This is a genomic window from Variovorax cryoconiti (assembly GCF_051216395.1).
Classification (GTDB): Bacteria; Pseudomonadota; Gammaproteobacteria; order Burkholderiales; family Burkholderiaceae_C; genus Variovorax.
The window spans coordinates 263,160-282,800 of the sequence record NZ_JBPJZI010000003.1 but is presented as its reverse complement, the minus strand read 5'-3'; the positions used below and the strand labels follow the sequence as shown (position 1 = coordinate 282,800).

At 70.1% G+C, this 19,641-nt stretch carries 20 protein-coding genes; 8 read left to right on the top strand and 12 right to left on the bottom strand.

What is annotated here, in order from left to right; translation table 11 throughout:
• Positions 1–22 precede the first annotated feature (22 nt).
• Genes ACSFA2_RS10425 through ACSFA2_RS10410 form a run of 4 tightly spaced genes read left to right on the top strand, consistent with a single transcriptional unit; the run spans position 23 to position 3,349 of the window.
• On the top strand, positions 23–943 hold the full coding sequence (locus ACSFA2_RS10425) for a branched-chain amino acid ABC transporter permease (protein ID WP_435455255.1): 921 nt from the start codon (positions 23–25) through the stop codon (positions 941–943).
• A complete protein-coding gene (locus ACSFA2_RS10420; protein ID WP_435455254.1) occupies positions 940–1,881 on the top strand; it encodes a branched-chain amino acid ABC transporter permease in 942 nt (313 codons plus the stop codon). Before ACSFA2_RS10425 ends, ACSFA2_RS10420 begins: the two co-directional genes overlap by 4 nt.
• Positions 1,878–2,633 carry an ABC transporter ATP-binding protein gene (locus ACSFA2_RS10415; RefSeq protein ID WP_435455253.1) on the top strand — a complete coding sequence of 252 codons (756 nt, stop codon included), beginning with the start codon at positions 1,878–1,880 and terminating at the stop codon, positions 2,631–2,633. Before ACSFA2_RS10420 ends, ACSFA2_RS10415 begins: the two co-directional genes overlap by 4 nt.
• A 5-nt stretch (positions 2,634–2,638) precedes the next feature.
• Positions 2,639–3,349: an ABC transporter ATP-binding protein gene (locus tag ACSFA2_RS10410; RefSeq protein WP_435455503.1), complete on the top strand. Its 711-nt coding sequence runs from the start codon at positions 2,639–2,641 to the stop codon at positions 3,347–3,349.
• Here the strand turns inward: ACSFA2_RS10410 and ACSFA2_RS10405 are convergent.
• Positions 3,334–4,245 carry an MBL fold metallo-hydrolase gene (locus ACSFA2_RS10405; RefSeq protein ID WP_435455252.1) on the bottom strand — a complete coding sequence of 304 codons (912 nt, stop codon included), beginning with the start codon at positions 4,243–4,245 and terminating at the stop codon, positions 3,334–3,336. The two genes, ACSFA2_RS10410 and ACSFA2_RS10405, sit on opposite strands and share 16 nt — an antisense overlap.
• 80 nt (positions 4,246–4,325) lie before the next feature.
• Between ACSFA2_RS10405 and ACSFA2_RS10400 the strand changes: the two genes are divergently transcribed.
• Genes ACSFA2_RS10400 through ACSFA2_RS10390 form a run of 3 tightly spaced genes read left to right on the top strand, consistent with a single transcriptional unit; the run spans position 4,326 to position 5,543 of the window.
• A complete protein-coding gene (locus tag ACSFA2_RS10400; protein WP_435455251.1) occupies positions 4,326–4,643 on the top strand; it encodes a metalloregulator ArsR/SmtB family transcription factor in 318 nt (105 codons plus the stop codon).
• Positions 4,644–4,645: 2 nt separating this feature from the next.
• On the top strand, positions 4,646–5,080 hold the full coding sequence (locus ACSFA2_RS10395) for a YeeE/YedE family protein (RefSeq protein WP_435455250.1): 435 nt from the start codon (positions 4,646–4,648) through the stop codon (positions 5,078–5,080).
• 13 nt (positions 5,081–5,093) lie between these two features.
• Entirely contained in the window at positions 5,094–5,543 is a 450-nt protein-coding gene (locus ACSFA2_RS10390; RefSeq protein ID WP_435455249.1) for a DUF6691 family protein, read from the top strand.
• Here the strand turns inward: ACSFA2_RS10390 and ACSFA2_RS10385 are convergent.
• From ACSFA2_RS10385 to ACSFA2_RS10360, 6 genes are all read right to left on the bottom strand, one after another.
• Positions 5,530–7,164, bottom strand: coding sequence for a GMC family oxidoreductase (locus tag ACSFA2_RS10385; RefSeq protein WP_435455248.1), 1,635 nt, complete (start codon positions 7,162–7,164; stop codon positions 5,530–5,532). The genes ACSFA2_RS10390 and ACSFA2_RS10385 overlap by 14 nt on opposite strands.
• Positions 7,161–7,730, bottom strand: a complete 570-nt coding sequence (locus ACSFA2_RS10380) for a sugar dehydrogenase complex small subunit (RefSeq protein ID WP_435455247.1) — start codon at positions 7,728–7,730, stop codon at positions 7,161–7,163. The genes ACSFA2_RS10385 and ACSFA2_RS10380 overlap by 4 nt, the downstream gene beginning before the upstream one ends.
• Before the next feature lie 5 nt (positions 7,731–7,735).
• The gene (locus tag ACSFA2_RS10375; protein WP_435455246.1) at positions 7,736–9,166 is read right to left on the bottom strand and encodes a c-type cytochrome; all 1,431 of its coding nucleotides are present in this window, start codon (positions 9,164–9,166) and stop codon (positions 7,736–7,738) included.
• A gap of 212 nt (positions 9,167–9,378) precedes the next feature.
• A complete protein-coding gene (locus tag ACSFA2_RS10370; protein WP_435455245.1) occupies positions 9,379–10,185 on the bottom strand; it encodes a PPK2 family polyphosphate kinase in 807 nt (268 codons plus the stop codon).
• Between the two features lie 27 nt (positions 10,186–10,212).
• Positions 10,213–11,340, bottom strand: coding sequence for an NADH:flavin oxidoreductase/NADH oxidase (locus tag ACSFA2_RS10365; RefSeq protein WP_435455244.1), 1,128 nt, complete (start codon positions 11,338–11,340; stop codon positions 10,213–10,215).
• A gap of 94 nt (positions 11,341–11,434) precedes the next feature.
• Positions 11,435–12,775 carry a tetratricopeptide repeat protein gene (locus ACSFA2_RS10360; protein ID WP_435455243.1) on the bottom strand — a complete coding sequence of 447 codons (1,341 nt, stop codon included), beginning with the start codon at positions 12,773–12,775 and terminating at the stop codon, positions 11,435–11,437.
• Positions 12,776–12,878: 103 nt separating this feature from the next.
• Here ACSFA2_RS10360 and ACSFA2_RS10355 point away from each other — a divergent pair, with 103 nt between their 5' ends.
• Complete coding sequence (locus ACSFA2_RS10355) at positions 12,879–13,928, top strand: GlxA family transcriptional regulator (RefSeq protein WP_435455242.1); 1,050 nt, start codon at positions 12,879–12,881, stop codon at positions 13,926–13,928.
• 18 nt (positions 13,929–13,946) lie between these two features.
• Here the strand turns inward: ACSFA2_RS10355 and ACSFA2_RS10350 are convergent, their stop codons facing one another.
• The 5 genes from ACSFA2_RS10350 to ACSFA2_RS10330 form a co-directional block, all read right to left on the bottom strand.
• Entirely contained in the window at positions 13,947–14,819 is an 873-nt protein-coding gene (locus ACSFA2_RS10350; RefSeq protein ID WP_435455241.1) for an acyl-CoA thioesterase, read from the bottom strand.
• A gap of 87 nt (positions 14,820–14,906) precedes the next feature.
• The gene (locus ACSFA2_RS10345; protein WP_435455240.1) at positions 14,907–16,256 is read right to left on the bottom strand and encodes an FAD-dependent oxidoreductase; all 1,350 of its coding nucleotides are present in this window, start codon (positions 16,254–16,256) and stop codon (positions 14,907–14,909) included.
• Positions 16,253–17,218 (bottom strand): Bug family tripartite tricarboxylate transporter substrate binding protein, encoded by a 966-nt coding sequence (locus ACSFA2_RS10340; protein ID WP_435455239.1) that lies wholly within the window; start codon positions 17,216–17,218, stop codon positions 16,253–16,255. Before ACSFA2_RS10340 ends, ACSFA2_RS10345 begins: the two co-directional genes overlap by 4 nt.
• Before the next feature lie 28 nt (positions 17,219–17,246).
• Positions 17,247–18,248: a Bug family tripartite tricarboxylate transporter substrate binding protein gene (locus ACSFA2_RS10335; RefSeq protein ID WP_435455238.1), complete on the bottom strand. Its 1,002-nt coding sequence runs from the start codon at positions 18,246–18,248 to the stop codon at positions 17,247–17,249.
• 109 nt (positions 18,249–18,357) lie between these two features.
• Entirely contained in the window at positions 18,358–19,629 is a 1,272-nt protein-coding gene (locus tag ACSFA2_RS10330) for a 3-hydroxybenzoate 6-monooxygenase (RefSeq protein WP_435455237.1), read from the bottom strand.
• Positions 19,630–19,641: the final 12 nt, after the last annotated feature.

Sequence of the window (19,641 nt, the reverse complement as noted above, 5' to 3'; positions counted from 1 at the left end):
CGTTCAACGGCCGTCAGGATTCATGACCGGTATTCTTTTTCTTGAGCAACTGCTCAACGGCCTCGGCTTCGGGCTGATGCTGTTCCTGCTGGCCGCGGGCCTGACGCTGGTCTTCGGCATCATGGACGTGCTGAACCTGGCGCATGGCTCGCTGTTCATGTCGGGCGCGTACGTCGCGGCGCAGGCGCACCAGCAGAGCGGGTCGTTCGTCGCGGCCATCGCGCTGGCGGTGATCGTCACCGTGTTCGTCGCGGCGCTTCTCGAAGTGCTGCTGATGCGCCAGCTGTACAAGCGCGATCACCTCGCGCAGGTGCTGGCGACCTTCGGCGTGATCCTGGTGGCCGACGACATCGTCAAGATGATCTGGGGGCCGTCGCCGGTGATGGCGCCGACGCCCGCCGCGCTGAGCGGCCCGATCGAGATCATCGACGGCCTGCCCTACCCCGCCTACCGCCTGGTCATCCTCGGAGCCGGCGTGGGGGTCGCGCTGGCGCTCTACCTGCTCGTGAACCACACGCGCGTCGGCATGCGGGTGCGCGCCGGTGCATCCGACCGGCCGATGGCCGAGCTGATGGGCGTGCACGTGGGTCGCATCTTCAACGGCGTGTTCCTGCTGGGTGCGGCGCTCGCGGCGCTGGCCGGCGCGCTGATGGGGCCGATCGTCGCGGTGCAGGTCGGCATGGGCGAGCAGATCCTGATCCCCGCGCTGGTGGTGCTGGTCATCGGCGGCATCGGCTCGGTGCGCGGTGCCTTCGTGGCCGCGCTGCTGGTCGGCCTGGTCGACACCATCGGCCGCGCCTTCCTGCCGATGCTGCTGCGCGCCACGCTGCCACCGGCCACCGCGGCCGACCTCGGCCCGCTCTTCGCCGAAGTCGCGATGTACGCGCTGATGGTGGTGGTCCTCATCTTCCGGCCCTCGGGCCTCTTCTCGGCCCGCGCATGAAAGCCCGTTTCATTTTCCCGCTGATGCTTCTGGTCGCGCTCGCCGCCTTCCCGCTGGTCGCGCCGCTCTTCGGCATGGAGTTCTACATCGGCTTCGTGCGGCGCGTGCTGATCATGGCGCTGGCCGCGGCGAGCCTGAACTTCATCCTCGGCTTCGGCGGCATGGTGGCGCTCGGGCACGCGGGATTCATCGGCGTGGGCGCGTACACGGTGGTGGCCTTCGCCGATGCCGGCGTGATGTCGGCCTGGATCCTGTGGCTGATGGCCACCCTGGTCGCCGGCCTCGTCGCCGCGTTGATCGGCACGGTGGCCCTGCGCACCCGCGGCGTGTACTTCATCATGACCACGCTGGCCTTCGCGCAGATGCTGTATTTCATCGCCGTGTCGCTGCGCACCTATGGCGGCGACGACGGCTACACGCTGCCGGCGCGGCCCACGCTGGGCCTGGGCATCGACCTCGCCAACGAATCGACCTTCTACTGGGTGGTGCTGGTGCTGGTGGCGCTCGCGCTGGGGTGGATGCACCGCGCCACGCGCTCGCGCTTCGGCCATGCGTTGATGGGCATCCGCGACAACGAGACGCGCATGCGTGCGCTGGGCTACCCGGTGTTCCGCATCCAGCTGGTGGCCTTCGCCATCGCCGGCGCGGTGGCCGGACTTGCGGGCGCACTGCTGGCCGGCGGCAACGGCTTCATCAGCCCGGGTGCGATGCACTGGACGCAGTCAGCCACGCTGGTGGTGATGGTCGTCATCGGCGGCCTGGGCCGCAGCTGGGGCGGGCCGGTGGGTGCCGCCGTATGGCTGCTGCTCGAAGAGGTGCTCAAGCAGTACAGCGAGTACTGGCACCTGCCGCTGGGGCTGCTGCTGATCGCGGTCGCGCTGTGGGCGCCGAAGGGTCTCGCTGCGCTGTCCAGGAAGAAGAAAGCGGTGACAGCATGAGCCTGTTCCGCATCGAAGGCCTGGTCAAGCGCTTCGGCGGCCTGCTGGCGACCGACCATGTGAACCTGACGGTCGACGCGGGCGAGATCCATGCGCTCATCGGCCCCAACGGCGCCGGCAAGACGACGCTGGTCAACCTCATCTCCGGCCTGCTGAAGGCCGACGCCGGCCGCATCTGGCTCGGCGAGCACGACATCACGCCGCTGAAAGACCATCAGCGCGTGGGCGCCGGCCTGTCGCGCTGCTTCCAGGTGACGCGCGTGTTCGCGAAGGAGACGGTGCACGACAACCTGATGCTCGCAGTGCAGGCGCACGCGGGCAGCAGCCTGCGCTTCATGGCGCCGCGTGCGAACGAGGCCGAACTCGTCGCCAAAGCCGAAGCCCTGGCCGAGCGCGTGGGCCTCGCGAGCGAACGCCATCGCATCGCAGGCACGCTGCCGCACGGTGCGCAGCGCGCGCTCGACGTGGCGCTGGCACTGGCCGCACGACCCAAGCTGCTGCTGCTCGACGAGCCGATGGCGGGCATGGGGCCGGACGAATCGGCGCGCATGGTGGCGCTGATCGAGTCGCTGCGCAGCGAGATGGCCATCCTGCTGATCGAACACGACATGGACGCGGTGTTCCGCCTCGCCACGCGCCTGACGGTGCTGGTGCAGGGCAAGGTGCTGATGACCGGCACCGCCGACGAGGTGCGCGGCCACCCGGACGTGCAGGCCGTGTACCTGGGCACCGAAGCAGAGGGACATTCATGAGCAAGCTGCTCGAAGCAACCGGCATCGAGGCCGGCTACGGCGCGAGCCAGGTGCTGTTCGGCATCGACATCGACGTGAAGCCCGGCGAGGTGATGGCGCTGCTCGGGCGCAACGGCATGGGCAAGAGCACGCTGCTGAAGGTGCTGACCGGCACGCTCAAGCCACTGCGCGGCAGCGTGCGCTTCGAGGGCGCCGACATCGGCGGCACGCGGCCCGACGCCATCGGCCGCCGCGGCGTGGCCATCGTGCCCGAAGGCCGGCATGTGTTCCCGAACCTGAGCGTCGACGAGCACCTGCGCGCCTTCGCGCGGCCCCGTGCCGGCGCGACGAAGCAGGCGCCACGCTGGACGGTCGATGCGCTGTACGGCCTGTTCCCGCGCCTGGGCGAACGCAAGGCCAACGCCGGTAACCAGCTCTCGGGCGGCGAGCAGCAGATGCTGGCCATCGCACGCGCGCTGTCGACGCACCCCAAGCTGCTGATCCTCGACGAAGCGACCGAAGGCCTGGCGCCGGTCATCCGCGAGGAGATCTGGCGCTGCCTGGCCACGCTCAAGGCCGAGGGCGAAGCGATCCTGGTGGTCGACAAGTACGTGCAGCGCCTGCTGCCGCTGGCCGACCGCCACCTCATCCTCGAACGCGGTCGCGTCGTGTGGGCGGGCGACTCTGCTGCGCTCGACGCCGACCGCGGGCTCTGGACGCGCTACCTCGGCGTCTGAGCTTCCGCCCCGCCGGGCGTGCTGTGCAAGGGCAGCGCGTTCAGCGGAATGCGCAGGTAGGCCACGCCGTTGTCGTCGGCCGGCGGGAAGTGGCCGGCACGGATGTTCACCTGGATTGACGGCAGGATGAGCGACGGCACCTCGAGCGTCGCGTCGCGCGCGGTGCGCATGGCCACAAACGCTTCTTCATCGATGCCGTCGCGCACATGGATGTTGGCCGCGCGCTGTTCGGCGACCGTGGTCTGCCAGGCCGGCGCGCGCGTGGCCGGCGGGTAGTCGTGGCACACATAGAGCGTGGTCTCGGGTGGCAGCGCGAGCAGGCGCCGCATCGATACATACAGCTGCCGCGCATCGCCGCCGGGGAAGTCGGCGCGGGCGCTGCCCACGTCGGGCATGAAGAGCGTGTCGCCCACGAACACCGAGCCGTCGACGCGATACGCCATGTCGGCCGGCGTGTGGCCCGGCACCCAGAGGGCCACGACCTCGACATCGCCGATGCGGAAGGTCTCGCCGTCCTCGAACAGATGGTCGAACTGGCTGCCGTCGGGCACGAAGCCCGCTTCGAGATGGAAGAGCTTGCCGAAGGTGGACTGCACCGTGCGGATGTTCGCGCCGATGCCGATGCGGCCACCGACCTTCGCCTGCACATGTCGTGCGGCCGACAGGTGGTCGGCATGCGCGTGGGTCTCGAGGATCCAGTCGACCTGCAGGCCTTCGCGTGCGACGAAGGCGAGCAATTCGTCGGCCGCCTTGGTGTCGGTGTGGCCCGACTTCACGTCGAAGCCCAGCACCGGGTCGATCACCGCGGCGTGGCGGCTCGCCGTGTCCCACACCACATAGGAGATGGTGCCGGTACGCGGGTCGAAGAAGCCTTCGGTGGCAGTACGTGCGGTCATGCGGTGCCCTCGTGACGGTCTGGATCGATCGATCTACATTATATTTATCGATATACTATCAAAAGACAGACTGAACATCCATGCCTCGCGCCCCCGTCATCGATCCCGAAGCCCTGCGCGGCGCCGCCGGCCAGGCCGTCGGCGTGCTCAAGCTGCTGGCCAACCCCGAGCGCCTGCTGCTGCTGTGCCAGCTCTCGCAAGGCGAGATGTGCGTCAGCGACCTGGAACAGGCGCTCGACATCCACCAGCCCACGCTGTCGCAGCAACTGGGCGTGCTGCGCAACGAAGGCGTGGTGCAGACGCGCCGCGAAGGCAAGAACATCTTCTACAGCGTGGTCGACCCCGCCGTGCTGCAGATCCTCGCGCTGCTCTACCGCCTCTACTGTCCGAAGGAATGACCATGACGATCGACTGGCAGCACTTCACGCCGTGGTCCGCATTGGCCGGCGGCGCACTCATCGGCCTCGCGGCCGCGATGTTCGTGCTGCTCAATGGCCGCATCGCGGGCATCAGCGGCGTGCTGGGCGGGCTGCTGAATCCGACCCGCGGCGACATCGGATGGCGCGTCGCGTTCGTCGCGGGCCTGATCGCCGCGCCGCTGGCCTACCAGCTGTTCGGCACGCTGCCCGTGCCGCGCATCGATGCGGGTACCGGCGCGCTGGTGCTCGCGGGGCTGCTGGTCGGCGTGGGCACGCGCTACGGTGCGGGCTGTACCAGCGGACACGGCGTCTGCGGGCTGTCGCGCCTGTCGCCGCGCTCGCTGGCAGCGACGCTGGCCTTCATGGCGGCGGGCTTTGCGACGGTGTTCGTGGTGCGCCATGTCATCGGACTCTGAAAGGCGCCTCCCCATGCAGATCCTGACGTCTCTTCTGGCCGGCCTGGTGTTCGGCCTCGGCCTGCTCCTGTCCGGCATGGCCGACCCGGCCAAGGTGCTGGGCTTCCTCGACCTCGCCGGCGCGTGGGACCCGTCGCTGGCCCTCGTGATGGGCGGCGCGATCGCCGTCGGGCTGCCGGCCTTCGCGTTGGCCCGCCGGCGCTCGCAGTCGCTGCTCGGCGCATCGATGCGCCTGCCGACAGTGCGCCGGATCGATCGGCGCCTGGTCGGCGGCAGCCTGCTCTTCGGCATCGGCTGGGGCATCGCCGGGTTCTGCCCCGGCCCCGCCCTGGTCGCGCTCGGCATGGGCCTGGCGCCGGCGCTGGTCTTCGTGGCCGCGATGCTGGCCGGCATGGGTCTGTTCGAAACGATCGAACGGCGACGTGCCCGCGAACGCGCGCGCCCGCCTCTCAGATCTCCTTGATCAGCTGCTCGGCAATGCGCACGCTGAGCGCCGCACCGGTGAGCGTGGGGTTCATGCACGAGGCCGAGGGCATGACGCCGGTGCCGGCGATGAACAGGTTGGGATGGTCGTGCGTGCGGCAGTCGCGGTCGACCACCGAGTTCTTCGGATCGTCCCCCATGATGGTGGTGCCCATGATGTGCTGGCGGTCCTGGTGCTTGGTGTCGACGTTCAGCACGTCGGCGTTCAGCAGCTGCGCCATGCGTGCCAGGTCCTTCAGCGCGAAGTCGCGGCCGGCGTTCCAGTAGTCGTTCACGCTGTAGTAGATCTCGGGCACCGGCAGGCCGATCCCGTCGGTCTTGGTCTTGCTCGGCACGACGCGGTTCTGCGGCTGCGCTTCGGTCTCGAAGTCGACGGCCACGTTGAGCGAACGCGCCGATTGGCGACGTATCTCGGCATCGAGCTTGCTGCCCAGCACGCCCTTGGCCAGCAGCGACGAGGCGATCTGCGAACTCGGCACGGTGTTGCGGAACTTGGTCTTGTAGCTCGGGATGTCCTTGCGGAATTCGCCGTCGCGGTAGTTCAGGTACACCAGCAGCTCGGTCGGGCCCTGGCCCGGCCAGACGTCCTCGTTCATCATGATGTTCATGCTGATGCCGGTGTGGCCCATCAGGTTGCGGCCGACCTGGTCCGACGAGTTGGCGATGCCGTTCGGGTACTTCTCCGAGGTCGACATCAGCAGCAGCTTCGGCCCTTCGATGGCATACGCGGCCAGCACGAAGTGCCGCGCCGTCAGGCGGTGCGAGGTGCCGTCGGGCTTCTTGTAGCGCACCGCCGTGATCTTGCCGTCGTCGCCGGCCTCGATCTTGTAGACCACCGCGTTGTCGTACAGCCTGGCGCCGGCGCGTTCGGCCTCGTCGATGTGCATCGAGCCGTCGTACTTGGCGCCGATCGGGCACACCGGGTTGCAGTTGTTGTTGCCGGCGCAGACCGGGCGGTTGCCGTAGGGGCGCGTCGCGCGGCCGTGCGGTTCGATCACCGGGTTGTAGCCGCCGGGCGCGAGCATCTCGGCGGCGCGCGTCATGAAGTACGGCTCGTTCAGGCCCTTCATCGGGAAGGGCTTGGAGCGCGGTGGCCAGGCGGGGCCGCCATGGCCGCTCTCGTCCTGGCCGTCGACACCCGACACGCCCAGCTCGGCTTCGGCCTCGCAGTAGTAGGGCTCCAGCTCCTCGTAGCTGAGCGGCCAGTCGCGGCCGCGGCCGTACAGCGTCTTCAGCTTGAAGTCGTTCGGGATCATGCGCCACAGCGCCGAGCCGAAGTGCCAGGTCGTGCCGCCCACCACCCGCAGGTACTTGGTCGGGTACGACACCGGGCCGGTCTGCTGCAGGTAGTTGCCGTAGGTCGACGGGATGTGCGGCGGGTTGGGGAACGGCGAACCGGACCCCTGCGCCTTCATGTTCGCCAGCGACAGCTTGACCGGCGAGTTGCGATACGTCTCGACGATGTCGGCGCGCTTCACCCGCGGGCCGGCTTCCAGGATGATCACCGACTTGCCGGCCTTGGCCAGCCGGCTGGCGATCACGCCACCCATCACGCCCGACCCGATCACGATCAGGTCTGCATCGAATTCCTTGGCGCTCATCGTGTCATCTCTTTGTTCGGCGTGGTCGACAGGTTGGCCGGTTTCTCGCCCCACGAATCGGGGCCGCCGCCGTAGCTGGGGACGACCAGCACATCGGCCGTGGGCCGGTACATCAGCGCGTCCGCATAGCTGATCAGCTCGACCTCGGTGTCGTTGTTGACGATGCCGAGGTACCAGGCCGACACGATCTGCGTGATGGTCTTGCGCAGCGGCTCGCTCAGGTCGGGGCGGGCCAGCAGCTCGTCGATGTGCGACGCCTTGGCATCGCTCACGTAGCGCTGCAGCTCGGCCGCCGCGGCAGCGAACTTCGGATCGAGTCGCGCCAGCGACGCCTGGTAGCGCGTGGCGAGCCCGGCCTCGAGCGGCTTGCCGCCGGTGAGGAATTCGGACAGGCGCAGGAAGTCGTTCGACGCCGTCGCCGCGGCGAAGGCGTTGGTGGTGCCCAGCACCGACACACTGCCGACGGCGATGGCGGCACCCAGCACGGCCGCACCGGCCACGAGGGCGCGGCGCGAGACGGGCATGCCCACGATGTGTTCGGTGCGGTCGGGGATCGGGTTCGACATGGGAGTCAGCTCCATTGGGGGCGGCGCCTGGCGCGCGAACGCAGGGCCACGATGAGAACGAGCAGGACCACGAGCACCACGATGCCCGGCACGATCAACGGCCGCAGCTGTGCGATGAGGGGCGGCTTGCCACCGGCGCGCAGTGTCTGCACGTCGCCGGCGCTCACCTTCACGGCCGGGTTGCCGTAGTGGCCGAGCACATAGTTGCTGACGTCGGCGATCTCCTGGTCGCTCAGGCGGTCGGTGAACGAGGCTGCGTCGCCGAAGGCGGGCATGAAGTGCGCCTTGCCGTCGACGGTGCGGTCCACGCCATGCAGGATGGTCGCGACCAGGTTGTCGGGCCGGTCGGCACCGGTGGCGGTGTTGTGGAACAGCGAGGGGTAGGCGCCGTTCTGGGTGCCGGCGCCGCCTTCCTGATGGCAATGGGCGCAGCTGCCGCTGAACACGCGCCAGCCGGGGTCGACGCCATCCTTGAGGCCGCGCTGGTCGATCTCGGTGGTCGAGGCCTCGCCATAGGCGAAGCGCGGCTTGGCTTCGGCGCTGGCCACGCCGGGCACCTGCTTCAAGTACACGGCGATGGCCTTCAGGTCGGCGTCGGGCAGGTGCTGCAGGCTGTGCTCGATGGCCTCGGCCATCGGGCCGGCCGCCTGCGCCTTGCCGGCCACGCGGCCGGTGCGCAGGTACTGCACCAGCTCGGCCTCGCTCCATCCACCGATGCCGCTGTTGGCATCGGACGTGATGTTCGGCGCGTACCACGCACCCAGCGAGCCGCCCGACAGGAAGGCCTTGTCGCCCTGCTCGGCCATCAGCGCATTGCGCGGCGTGTGGCAGGCGCTGCAATGCGCGAGCGCGCCGGCCAGGTAGGCGCCGCGGTTCCACTCGGCCGTCTTCGAGGCGTCGGGCACGAAGCGCTCGTCCTTCAGGAAGAGCGCGTTCCACACCGCCATCGAGATGCGCAGGTTGAACGGGAAGGGCAACTCGGTCTGCGGTGCCGGCTTGTCGACCGGTGCGACCCCGTGCATGAAGTACGCGTAGAGCGCGGCGGTGTCGTCGTCGCTGAGCTGCGTGTACGCGGTGTACGGCATCGCGGGGTAGAGGTGTGCGCCGTCCTTGCGCACGCCTTGCCGCAGCGAGCGGCTGAACTCATCGAGCGTGTAGTCGCCGATGCCTGCGGACCTGGAGGGCGTGATGTTCGACGCGACGATGGCGCCGAGCGGCGACTCGATGCGGTAGCCGCCCGCGAAAGGCGCGCCACCCTTGGGCGTCGTGTGGCAGGCCGCGCAATCGGCGGCGACCGCCAGCAGGCGGCCCTTCTCGACCAGGATGGTGTCGGTGGCCGCGGCCTGCGCATGCGCCAGACCCATACCAACCATCACCCCCAACCCCAGCATCCACCCCCAAAGAGAGATGCCAAAAACCGACTCGCGTGAACGCATCGTGCCGAACCTTCGTGTTGTTGTAGCGCCCGCGCCTCGGCACATCCGCGGCGGACCTTCTTTGAAGATTCATTCTGGCTTCGATGACCGGGATCAAGGCGCGACGCCCGCGCTTACCCGTGTGATCCAGTCACGTTTACCCTGATTGCGCACGCGCTGCCGTTTGATCTGGCAGTCTGTATCGCACGCGCTCGAAGCGCGTCAGACGATGGTCAGGGAACGATCAACCCGCGCAACGCCGGGTCGGCCGGCGGCACGCTGAGCTTCATGTCCTTGAGCGTCTTCACCAGCAGCTGCGCGATCATGAGGTTGCGATGCGTCTTGCTGTTCGCAGGCACCACGTACCACGGCGCGGCCTTGGTCGACGTGGCATCCAGCAAGCGCGCGTAGGTGCGCTGGTACACGTCCCACTTCTTGCGCACGTCGAGGTCGCCCATGGCGAACTTCCAGTTCTTCGCCGGTTCGTCGATGCGCGCCTGCAAGCGCTCGCGCTGCTCGTCGGCGCCGATGTGCAGCATGCACTTGAGCACCACCGTGCCGGTCTCGGTCAGCAGGCGCTCGAAGTCGTTGATGTGCGCGTAGCGGCGCTGCGTCTGGGCCTTGTCGATCCAGCCTTCGACCACCGGCACCAGCACGTCTTCGTAGTGGCTGCGGTTCCACACCGCGATCTCGCCGCTGCGCGGCACCACCGCGTGGCAACGCCACAGGAAGTCGTGGGCCAGCTCCTCGATCGACGGCGCCTTGAAGGCCGCCACGCGCACGCCCAGCGGCGAGGTGCGCGAGAACACCCAGCGGACCGTGCCGTCCTTGCCGCTGGTGTCCATGCCCTGCAACACCAGCAGCAGCTTGCGTCTGCCCTCGGCGTGCAGGAGGTTCTGCAGCTCGTCGAGTTCCTGCGCGAGTTCGTCGAGTTGTGCGCGCTGCTCGCTGTCGCTGCCCTTGAGCAGATGGCGGTCGCCCGGGTCGATGTCGGCCAGGCCCACCTTGGCGCCGACGCGGTACTTCTTGAAGCTGGTCATGGTCGTCTCCCGAGTGCGTGAAGGGGATCAGCGTGCGCCGATGCGCGTGTCGCCGAAGAGGGCCTTGAGCTCGCGAGGCTGCGAGCGCCAGTACTGCGGCGGCGCCTCGACCTGCGCGCCCAGCTCGGCGGCGGCGCGCCACGGCCAGTGCGGCTCGAACAGCGCGGCGCGCGCGATGGCCACCGCATCGGCCTGGCCTGCGGCGATCACGGCCTCAGCCTGCTTCGGCTCCGTGATGAGGCCGACCGCGAAGACCGGCACCTCGACCTCCGCCTTGATGCGCTCGGCCAGTGGCACCTGGTAGCCCGGCGACAGCGGGATCTTCTGCTGCGGCGATACCCCGCCCGACGACACGTGCACGAAGTCGCAGCCCCGCGCCGCGAGTGCCTTCGAGAACGCGATGCTGCCGTCGACATCCCAGCCGCCCTCGACCCAGTCGGTGGCCGAGAGGCGCACGCCCACCGGCATCGACGCCGGCACCGCGGCGCGCACCGCCTCGGCCACCTCGAGCGGGAAGCGCATGCGGTTCTCGAGCGAACCGCCGTAGTCGTCGGTGCGCTGGTTCGACAACGGCGACAGGAACTGATGCAGCAGGTAGCCATGCGCGCCATGCAGCTCGATGGCGTCGATGCCCAGCGCCTGCGCGCGCTTCGCGGCCTGCACGAAAGCCGCCTTCACGCGCGCCAGGCCGGCAGCGTCGAGCGCCAGCGGGGCCGGCTCGCCCGCCGCATGCGGCAGGGCCGACGCCGACACCGTCTGCCACGCGCCCTCGCCCGGCCCGAGCGCCTGGCCGCCTTCCCACGGGATGTGGCTCGACGCCTTGCGCCCGGCGTGACCGAGCTGGATCGCGAGGGGCATGCGCGAGTGCTGGCGCATCGCCTTCAGCACGCGCGCCATGGCGGCCTCGGTCGCGTCGTCGTACAGCCCCACGTCCCGCGGCGTGATGCGGCCGATGGCCTCGACCGCCGTGGCCTCGATGATCAGCAGGCCGGCACCGGACAGCGCGAGCTGGCCCAGGTGGATCAGGTGCCAGTCGGTCATGCGGCCGTCCTCGGCGGAGTACTGGCACATCGGGGCGATCACGATGCGGTTGGGCAGCGTCAGGGCGCCGACCTGCAGCGGAGAGAAGAGCAATGGGGAAAGGGGCGAGCTCATGAAGTCCTGGGATCGTGTTCGTGGGCGCATCATGCCTCGCCTTCGCCACTCGCGTGGCCGGTGGCTTGTCGGTGCCGACCGCCAAGCCGGCCGCTCAGCCCAGGGCCAATTCGCGCCCGGCGCCGTGGACGACCGGCCGGTGCGCCGCCCCCGGCTCGACCCGGCGTGCCACTGCCTCGCCATCGAGCGCGCGGGCCAGCACCGTGTCGCCGGACCGGCGCGCCGCTTCTGCGCAAGTGAGGAAGAGCACGCTGCGCTGGGCATGGCTGCCCCCCATCGGCAGGGTGTCGGCGAGGACCGGCAGGAGCAGCGCCGCGCTGCGGGCGTATCGGCCCTGGCCGAAGGCGATCAACGCTTCGCACACGGGTGCGGCGAGACCGCCCCACACCGGCGTTGCGCCCGGCTGAGCGGCCGCAGCGGCGATCCGGTCGGCGCCGTGCGCGATGCGCGCTGCATCTCCCGCGCCGACGAAGGCCAGCATGGCGTGCAGATCGTTGAACGCCAGCGAACCCCAACCGGCCTGGGCCTGCCAGCGCGCGGCGAGCGTCGACCAGCGGGCGCCCACATCGACGCCGCGCAGCATCAACCGCCACAGCAGGGCGCTCGCGTCGACCAGGTCCATGGCCATCGAGGCCGCCTGCGGCGTCACGGCGCGGTCGTACAGCGCCAGCGCGGCGGACGGGTCGTCGTTCGACAGGTGCATCAGCGCCAGGTGCCAGTGGTTGTGCACGCCCAGCGCGTTGTCGTGCGTCCAGGCCTCGGTGTCGTGGCCGAGCCAGCGCAGCCCGTCGGCCACCCGGCCCTGCATCTCGTAGACGTGCGCGACCGCGTGCACCGCCCAGGCGTCGTCGGCATGGAGCGAGACCGCGCGCAGCCCCAGCGCCTCGGCCCGCGCATAGTCGCCGCATTCCTCCAGCCCGAAGGCATGCATGCCCAGCAGGTAGCCGTAGCACGCGTCCTGCGGGCTCCATGCACCGAGCGCGCGGCCGATGCGGTCGCGCAGCATGGCGGTCTGACCGAGCACCAGGTCGCCCAGGTGCGCCAGTTGCAGCGCCAGCAGGTCGCGCGGATGGTCGACGTTGTGGCGGTCCAGCAGACGGCTCGCACCGCGCATGTCGCCGCCTGCCCAGGCCGCGAGCGCCTGCTGCAGCGAGCGCTCCCGCGCGGTCGGCGAACGGCGGCTCCCGGCCGCGGCCGCGGCAGCCAGGCTGGCACGCGCCGGCGCCAGGGCCTGGCCATCGGCGGCGCTGAGCATCATCGCGGCGACGAACTGGTGGCCCGCGATGAAGTCCGGGTCCTGTTCGAGCGCCGGCACCATCACCGCCAGCGGGTCGAGCGTCAGGCTGTTGAAGAGCGCCAGCGCCCGGTCGTAGGCGGTGGCGGACGCAGCCTGATCGGTGTTCAGCGCAAGCCCGTGTGCATCGGTGAAAAGCATGGTGTACCTCTTACGGAAGGATTGAAGAAGAGAGATCTGAAGAGTAGGGTCGGGTCGCCCGAACACCCGCAGCCATTCCCGCAACACCTCTGACGATTCCGCCATGTCCACGTCGTCCGTCGGCCCCGCCGCCCCACGCACGCTGCCGCTGGTGGCCATCCTGGCGACCCCCGAGACGACCGCCTCGGTGGTGCTGGGCCTGTACGACCTGTTCCTGAGCGCCGGCCGGGACTGGGCGATGGTGGTCGGCGGCGAACCCGGCGCGGCGCTGTTCGAGCCGGTGATCGTGGCGGTGCAGGCCGGCACGGTGGTGGCGGGCAACCGCGTGCCGATCCATGCGCACCGCAGCCTGGCCGACTGCCCGTTGCCGGCCATCGCCTGCGTGCCGGAGCTCATGCTGTCGCCGACCGCGCCGATCGACGGCCGCTTCGACGCCGAGGTGGCCTGGGTGCTGCGCTGCCATGCCAGCGGTGCCGTGCTGGGCACGGCCTGTTCGGGCGCCCTGCTGCTGGGCGAAGCGGGCCTGCTCGACGACCAGGACGCCACCACCCACTGGGCCTTCTGCGACATGCTGCAGGCGCGCCATCCGCGTGCCCGGGTCCGCCCGCGGCGCGCCCTGGTGGTCGCGGGCGAGGGCCAGCGCCTGGTCATGGCGGGCGGCGGCAGCTCGTGGATGGACCTGGGCCTGTACCTGATCGCACGCCTGGCCGGGGTGGAGGCTGCCTTGCAGGTCGCCAAGGTCAACCTGATCGATTGGCACGCCGTGGGCCAGCAACCGTTCGCGCGCGTGGCACGCACTCGCCAGGTCGAGGACGCCGTGATCGGCCGCTGCCAGACCTGGATCGCCGACCACTACGCCGAGCCCTCGCCGGTGGCCGCGATGGCGGCCCACAGCGGGCTGCCCGAACGCTCGTTCCAGCGCCGCTTCAAGCTGGCGACAGGGATGGCACCCATGGCCTATGTGCAGACCCTGCGCATCGAGGAGGCCAAGCAGCTGCTCGAGACCGGCAACGCCTCGATCGAGGCGATCGCCGAGGAGGTGGGCTACGACGACGCCGCCTTCTTCAGCCGGCTCTTTCGCCGCAGCGTGAGCCTGACGCCTGCCCAGTACCGGCGCCGCTTCGGCGGCATGCGTGCCGCGCTCACGCAGTAGCCGCGGCGTGCGGCGCCGCTAGCGGGCGCGCACCATGCCTTCTTGCGCGGTCGATGCGACCAGGCGTCCGTCGCGGGTGTAGATGCTGCCGCGCGCAAGCCCCCGCGCGCCGCTGGCGCTGGGCGAATCGAGCCGGTAGAGCAGCCAGTCGTCCAGACGGAAATCGCGGTGGAACCACATCGCGTGGTCGAGGCTCGCCATGCGCACGCCGGGCTGCATGTAGGCGAGGCCGTGCGGCAGCAGGGCCGCACCGAGCAGCCCGTGGTCGGACGCGTAGGCCAGCAGGGCGCGGTGCATGAGCGGGTCGTCCGGCAGCGGCGCGATGGTCCGCATCCAGATCGAACGCTCGGCCTCGCGCCGCGCCGGTGCCAGCAGGTCGTCAGGCTCGACGGCGCGGAACTCGATGCCGTGCGGCTGCACGCCCTTGATGCGCGCGCGCTCGGGCAGGCGGTCGCCCAGGTCGATGCGCCGCTGCAGGTCGCTCTTCACGCCCTCGGGGCCGGTCACGGCAGGCATCGGCAGCTGGTGCTCGACGCCCGGGTCTACCGTCTGGAACGAGGCCGACATCTCGAAGATGATGCGGTCGGCCTGGCGCGCCACCACGTGGCGGGTGGTGAAGCTGCGGCCGTCGCGCACGCGGTCGACCGCGTAGTCGATGGGCGCATGCTCGCCGGGCAGCAGGAAGTAGGCATGCATCGAATGCACCGGCCGGTCGGCATCGACCGTGCGGCTCGCCGCCATCAGCGACTGGCCGAGCACCTGGCCGCCGAACACCGCGGGCGTGCCCAGGTCTTCGCTCTGCGCGCGGAAGCGGTCGTCGCCCAGCGCTTCGAGTTGCATGAGGTCGACGAGGTCGTCGACGAGGCGGGCGGCGGTGGCGGGTTCGGTCATCGTGCGGTCGAAGAAGGCAGGGGCGGCCTTGCACGATAACAAAGGCAGCGCCGTCGCGCTGACGCGGACGCGTCGCGCGCGACGGGTTCAGCGGTCGAGGTCGGCGCCGTCCGCCACCAACTTCTTCTGCAACGCGTCCACGTCCACGTCCGCGAAGCGCGCGCCGCCCAGCGTCGCCGCGGCCGTGCCCGCGGCCTGCCCCATCACGAAGCACCCACCGCTCGCGCGTGCGGCCGACTGGCCTTCGTGCGTCATGGCGGCGCAGCGGCCGGCCACCAGCAGGTTGTCGACCGTCCTGGGCACCAGCATGCGCCACGGCAGGTGGTTGTAGGTGTTGGCGTCGTCGCGCGGGAAGGCCCACTGGATGCGGCCGTCGGCATGCATCTCCATCGGCCAGCCGTTCAGGCCGATCACGTCGTCGAATTTCGCCGACGAGAGGATGTCCTCGCCGGTCAGCGCGTAGACGCCCTCGATGCGGCGCGTCTCGCGCAGGCCCACCTGCGGCGCGATCTCGACGATGGCCGACTGCTCGAAGCCCGGCACCTCGGCGCGCAGGAAGCGGAAGTACTCGGCGATCTGGCGGCGTCCTTCGAGCTCGCCGTCGCTCAGCTCGCGCGCGTCGACGCCGTTCATGGCCTTGCCCTCGGCATTGCGGATCTGCGTGACGTTGGCACGCCATTCGCGCGGGTCGATGTTGGGCCGCAGGATGGCACCGTCGCGCGGGAAGCGGTAGGCGTCGGGGCTGCGCTCGCGCACCGCGTTCATCAGGTCGTTGATGGCCTTGAACTCGCCCACCGCGGCCAGCGCGCGCGGCGCGTCGACCTGACCGATGCGGAACATGGTGGTCGGGAACAGGCCGCTGCCGTGGCCGTCGCCCACCTCGAAGGGCACGCCCGCGAAGGCGGCCACGTCGGCGTCGCCGCTGCCGTCGACGAAGGCGTTGGCACGGATCGCCTGGCGGCCCGACTTGGTCTCGACCACCAGCGCCGCGATGCGCGCGCCGTCCATCAGCACGGCTGCGGCATACGCGTGGAACAGCAGCTCGACACCGGCGTCGAGCAGCCACTGGTCGGCCGCGCACTTGTAGACCGAGGTGTCGTACGAGCGCACACGGATGCGGCCCTGCATGCCGTCCTGCGGCGTGTTGAGGCCGCCCATGGCCTGCATGCGCGCAAGCAGGTCGTCGGCCACGCCGTGCACCACCTGCGTCATCTCGCCGCCGCGCCTGGCGTACAGGCCGGCGAAGTTGGTCACGCCGCCGGCCGTGCCCATGCCGCCGAGAAAGCCATAGCGTTCGACCAGCAGCGTGCGCGCGCCGTGGCGCGACGCGCTCACCGCGGCGGCCAGGCCGGCCGGCCCGCCGCCGACCACCACGACGTCGTAGTCGCCGTACACCGGCAGTCGGCGCGCCGGCTCCTGCATCGGCGTGGCGGTCATTGCAGCTTGATCCCTTGCGACGAAATGATGCGGCTCATGATGGCTGCCTCTTCCTTCACGCGCAGCTGCATGCCTTCAGGCGAGGTGCCGACCGCCTGCCAGCCTTGGTCGAAAAGCTTCTGGCGCACCTCCGGCGCTTTCATGATCACCGCCAGTTCCTTCGTGATGCGCTCCTGCGCGGTCTTCGACAGCGCGGCCGGGCCGAGCAGTGCGACCCACACTTCGAGGCTGAGGTCCTTCACGCCGGCATCGGCCAGCGGCGGAATCTCGGGGGCCAGCAGGCTGCGACCGCTGGTCAGGCCGATGGCCTTGAGCTTGCCGGCCTTGATCTGCGGCAGCGCGATGCCCGGCGGGATCAGCGCGAACTGGATCTGGTTGCCGATCAGGTCGGTCACGACCTGCGGGTTGCCCTGGTAGGGCACGTGCACGGCCTTCATGCCGGGCACCTTGCTCTTGAGCAGCTCGGTGCCGAGGTGGCCGACCGAGCCCACGCCGACCGAACCATAGCTCCACGTGTCGCCCGCCTTGCGGGCGGCATCGAAGAAGGCGGCGCCGCTCGGCAGGCTGTTCTGCGCGACCAGAACCAGCGGTGCCGTGGCGATGAGCGACAGGTAGGTGAAGTCCTTGGCCGGGTCGTAGGGCAGCCGCGAATACAGCATCTTCGACGAGGTGAGGTTGCCGTTGATGACGAGTCCGATCGTGTGGTCGTCGGCCGCCTTCGCCACGATGTCGGCCGCGATGTTGCCCGATGCGCCAGCCCGGTTGTCCACCACCACCGGCTGGCCCAGTGCACGCGACAGCGGCTCGGCGATGGCGCGCGCCGCGATGTCCGGCGTCGACCCGCCGGGGAAGCCGACCAAGAGGCGGATCGGCTTGGTGGGCCAGGCGGCGCCCTGTGCCGACGCGGCCAGGGGCCATGCCGTGGCGGCGGCCAGGGCGAGAACGAGAAGGGAACGACGCATGGAATTCGCTTTCTACAAAAGAACAGGACTATTCAAGGCTGATGTTGCCGATGCGCACCAGCTCGCCGTAGACCTTGGACTTCGCTTCGGCGTTGCGTTCGATCTCTTCCGGCGACCAGGCCAGGGGTTCGAAGGCAAAGGTGTCGAAGCGCGCACGGATCTCCGGATCGGCGATGACCTTCGCGACATCGGCGTTGATTTTCGCCTTGATGGCGGGCGACACGCCCTTGGGCGTGAGCAGTGAGACAAAGGAATTCACTTCGAGCGAGGGCGGCCCACCGGCCTCGGCCATGGTGGGCACGTCGGGCATCTGCGGAACGCGCCTGGACGCGGCCACCGCGATGTAGCGCAGCTTGCCGGCCTTGTAGATGCCCTGGCTCGACGGGATGCTGGCGAAGCTCCACGGCACGTCGCCCGCGCCGACGTTGGCGAACAGCTGCGACACCTCGCGGTAGGGCACGTGCTGCATGCGGATGCCGGTCAGCGCCTCGAGCTGCTGGCCGCCGAGATGACCGGGGCTGCCCACGCCCCACGAGCCGTAGCTGATCTGGCCCGGATGCGCCTTCGCGTCGGCAATGAGGTCGGTCATGCTCTTGTACTTGGAGTCGGTGCCCACCGCCACGAAGAAGGGCGTGCGGAACAGCGAAGCCACCGGATCGAAGTGCTGCAGCGTCACGAAGTTGCGCGACTTGTAGAGGTGCGGCAGCGCGGCGATGTGCTCGCTGTCGAGCTGCAGCAGCGTGTAGCCGTCGGGCGCCGCACGACGTGCCTGCTCGATGGCGATGAAGCCGCCGCCGCCGGGCTTGTTGTCGACCACCACACGCTGGTTCCACAGGCGCGAGAGCTTGTCCGAGACCAGGCGCAGCACGGCGTCGGGGCCGCTGCCCGCGGCGAAAGGCGTGACCAGCGTCACCGGCTTGTTGGGGAAGTCGGCGGCGGCCGTCTGGGCCTGCGCGGATGCGCTCAGCAGCAAGGCGGCAGCTGCGGTGGCTGCGGTGGCTGCGGTGAACAGTCGGCGGATCGATCGCATGGCTTGTCTCCGGGTGGTTGGTATTTGGTATGGGTTTTGTCGTGCTGCCCGCAGGGCGCGATCATGCCGTGCCCGTGTGTCCGGACATCGGTACGCGACACCCGAAAGGTCAGTGCGCCGCGTGCAAGTCGCGTGCCGCCGGGCGCAAGGCCGGGTCGGCGTCGTCGAGGCAGCGCTCCGGCCGCCACGCGTAGAGCCACTCGACCGCATCGTAGAAGCGCTCCGGCGTGCGGCCGACCCACAGGCTGTTGCGCACCAGGCGCTCGACGCCCTTCGCGTGGTAGAGCCGGCCCATCTCGCGCACCGACAGCACGACGCGCGCGGTGCGCGGGACGCGAGCCGAGGCATAGAGGCGGAAGGCGGCGGCCAGGTCGAAGCGGTCGTCGCCGGTGCGGCAGGCCTGCACGGCGGCGCCGAGCGTGACCGCGTCTTCCAGCGCCATGCAGGCGCCCTGCGCGAGGTACTGCATCATGGGATGCGCGGCGTCGCCCAGCAGCGTCGCGTTCCCCTCGCTCCAGTTGGCGACCGGGTCGCGGTCGGCGGTGCTCCAGCGGCGCCACGAGCTCGGGCGATCGAGCAGCTGGCGCGGGCGCGCATGCACGCCGTCGAAGTACGACAGCACCTCGGCCTGGCTGCCATCGCTCACGCCCCACACTTCCTTGTCGCGGCTGTGGAAGGTCACGACCAGGTTGTACAGCTCGCCATGACGCAGCGGGTAGTGCACCAGGTGGCAGTTCGGGCCGGCCCACACCACCGGCGCGTTCCAGCGCAGGTCGGCCGGCATGTCGTCGGCCGGCACCACCGCGCGGTACACCACGTGGCCCGACACGCGCGGCGCGTCGCCGATGAGCTGCGCGCGCACGATCGACTTCACGCCGTCGCACCCGATCACCGCATCGGCGCCGAAGTGCCGCCCGTCGCGGGTGTGCGCCTGCACGCGCGCACCGCCGAGTTCGAGTGCCTCGACCTGCGCGCCGGTGTGCACGTGGATCAGCGGCTGCCGCTGCACCGCGTCGAACAGCGCGCCGTGCAGGTCGGCCCGGTGGCTCACCGCGTAGGGGTTGCGAAAGCGCGCGCGGAAGGCCTCGCCCACCGGCACCGAGGCAACTTCGCCGCAGTCGACCGCGTCCATCATCACCAGCCGGTCGGTGAAGACCGCGCCGCCGCGCACCGCGTCGCCCACGCCCAGCGCATCGAGCGCGGCGAAGGCGTTGGGGCCGAGCTGCAGGCCGGCGCCGATCTCGCCGATGGCGGCGCTCTGCTCCAGCAGGTCGACCGCCAGGCCGAGCCGCGCCAGCGACAGAGCCGCGGCCATGCCGCCGATGCCGCCGCCAATCAGCAGGACGCGGGGCGCTTCGTTCGTCGTGGGGGATGCGTTCATCGTGGGGCTCCT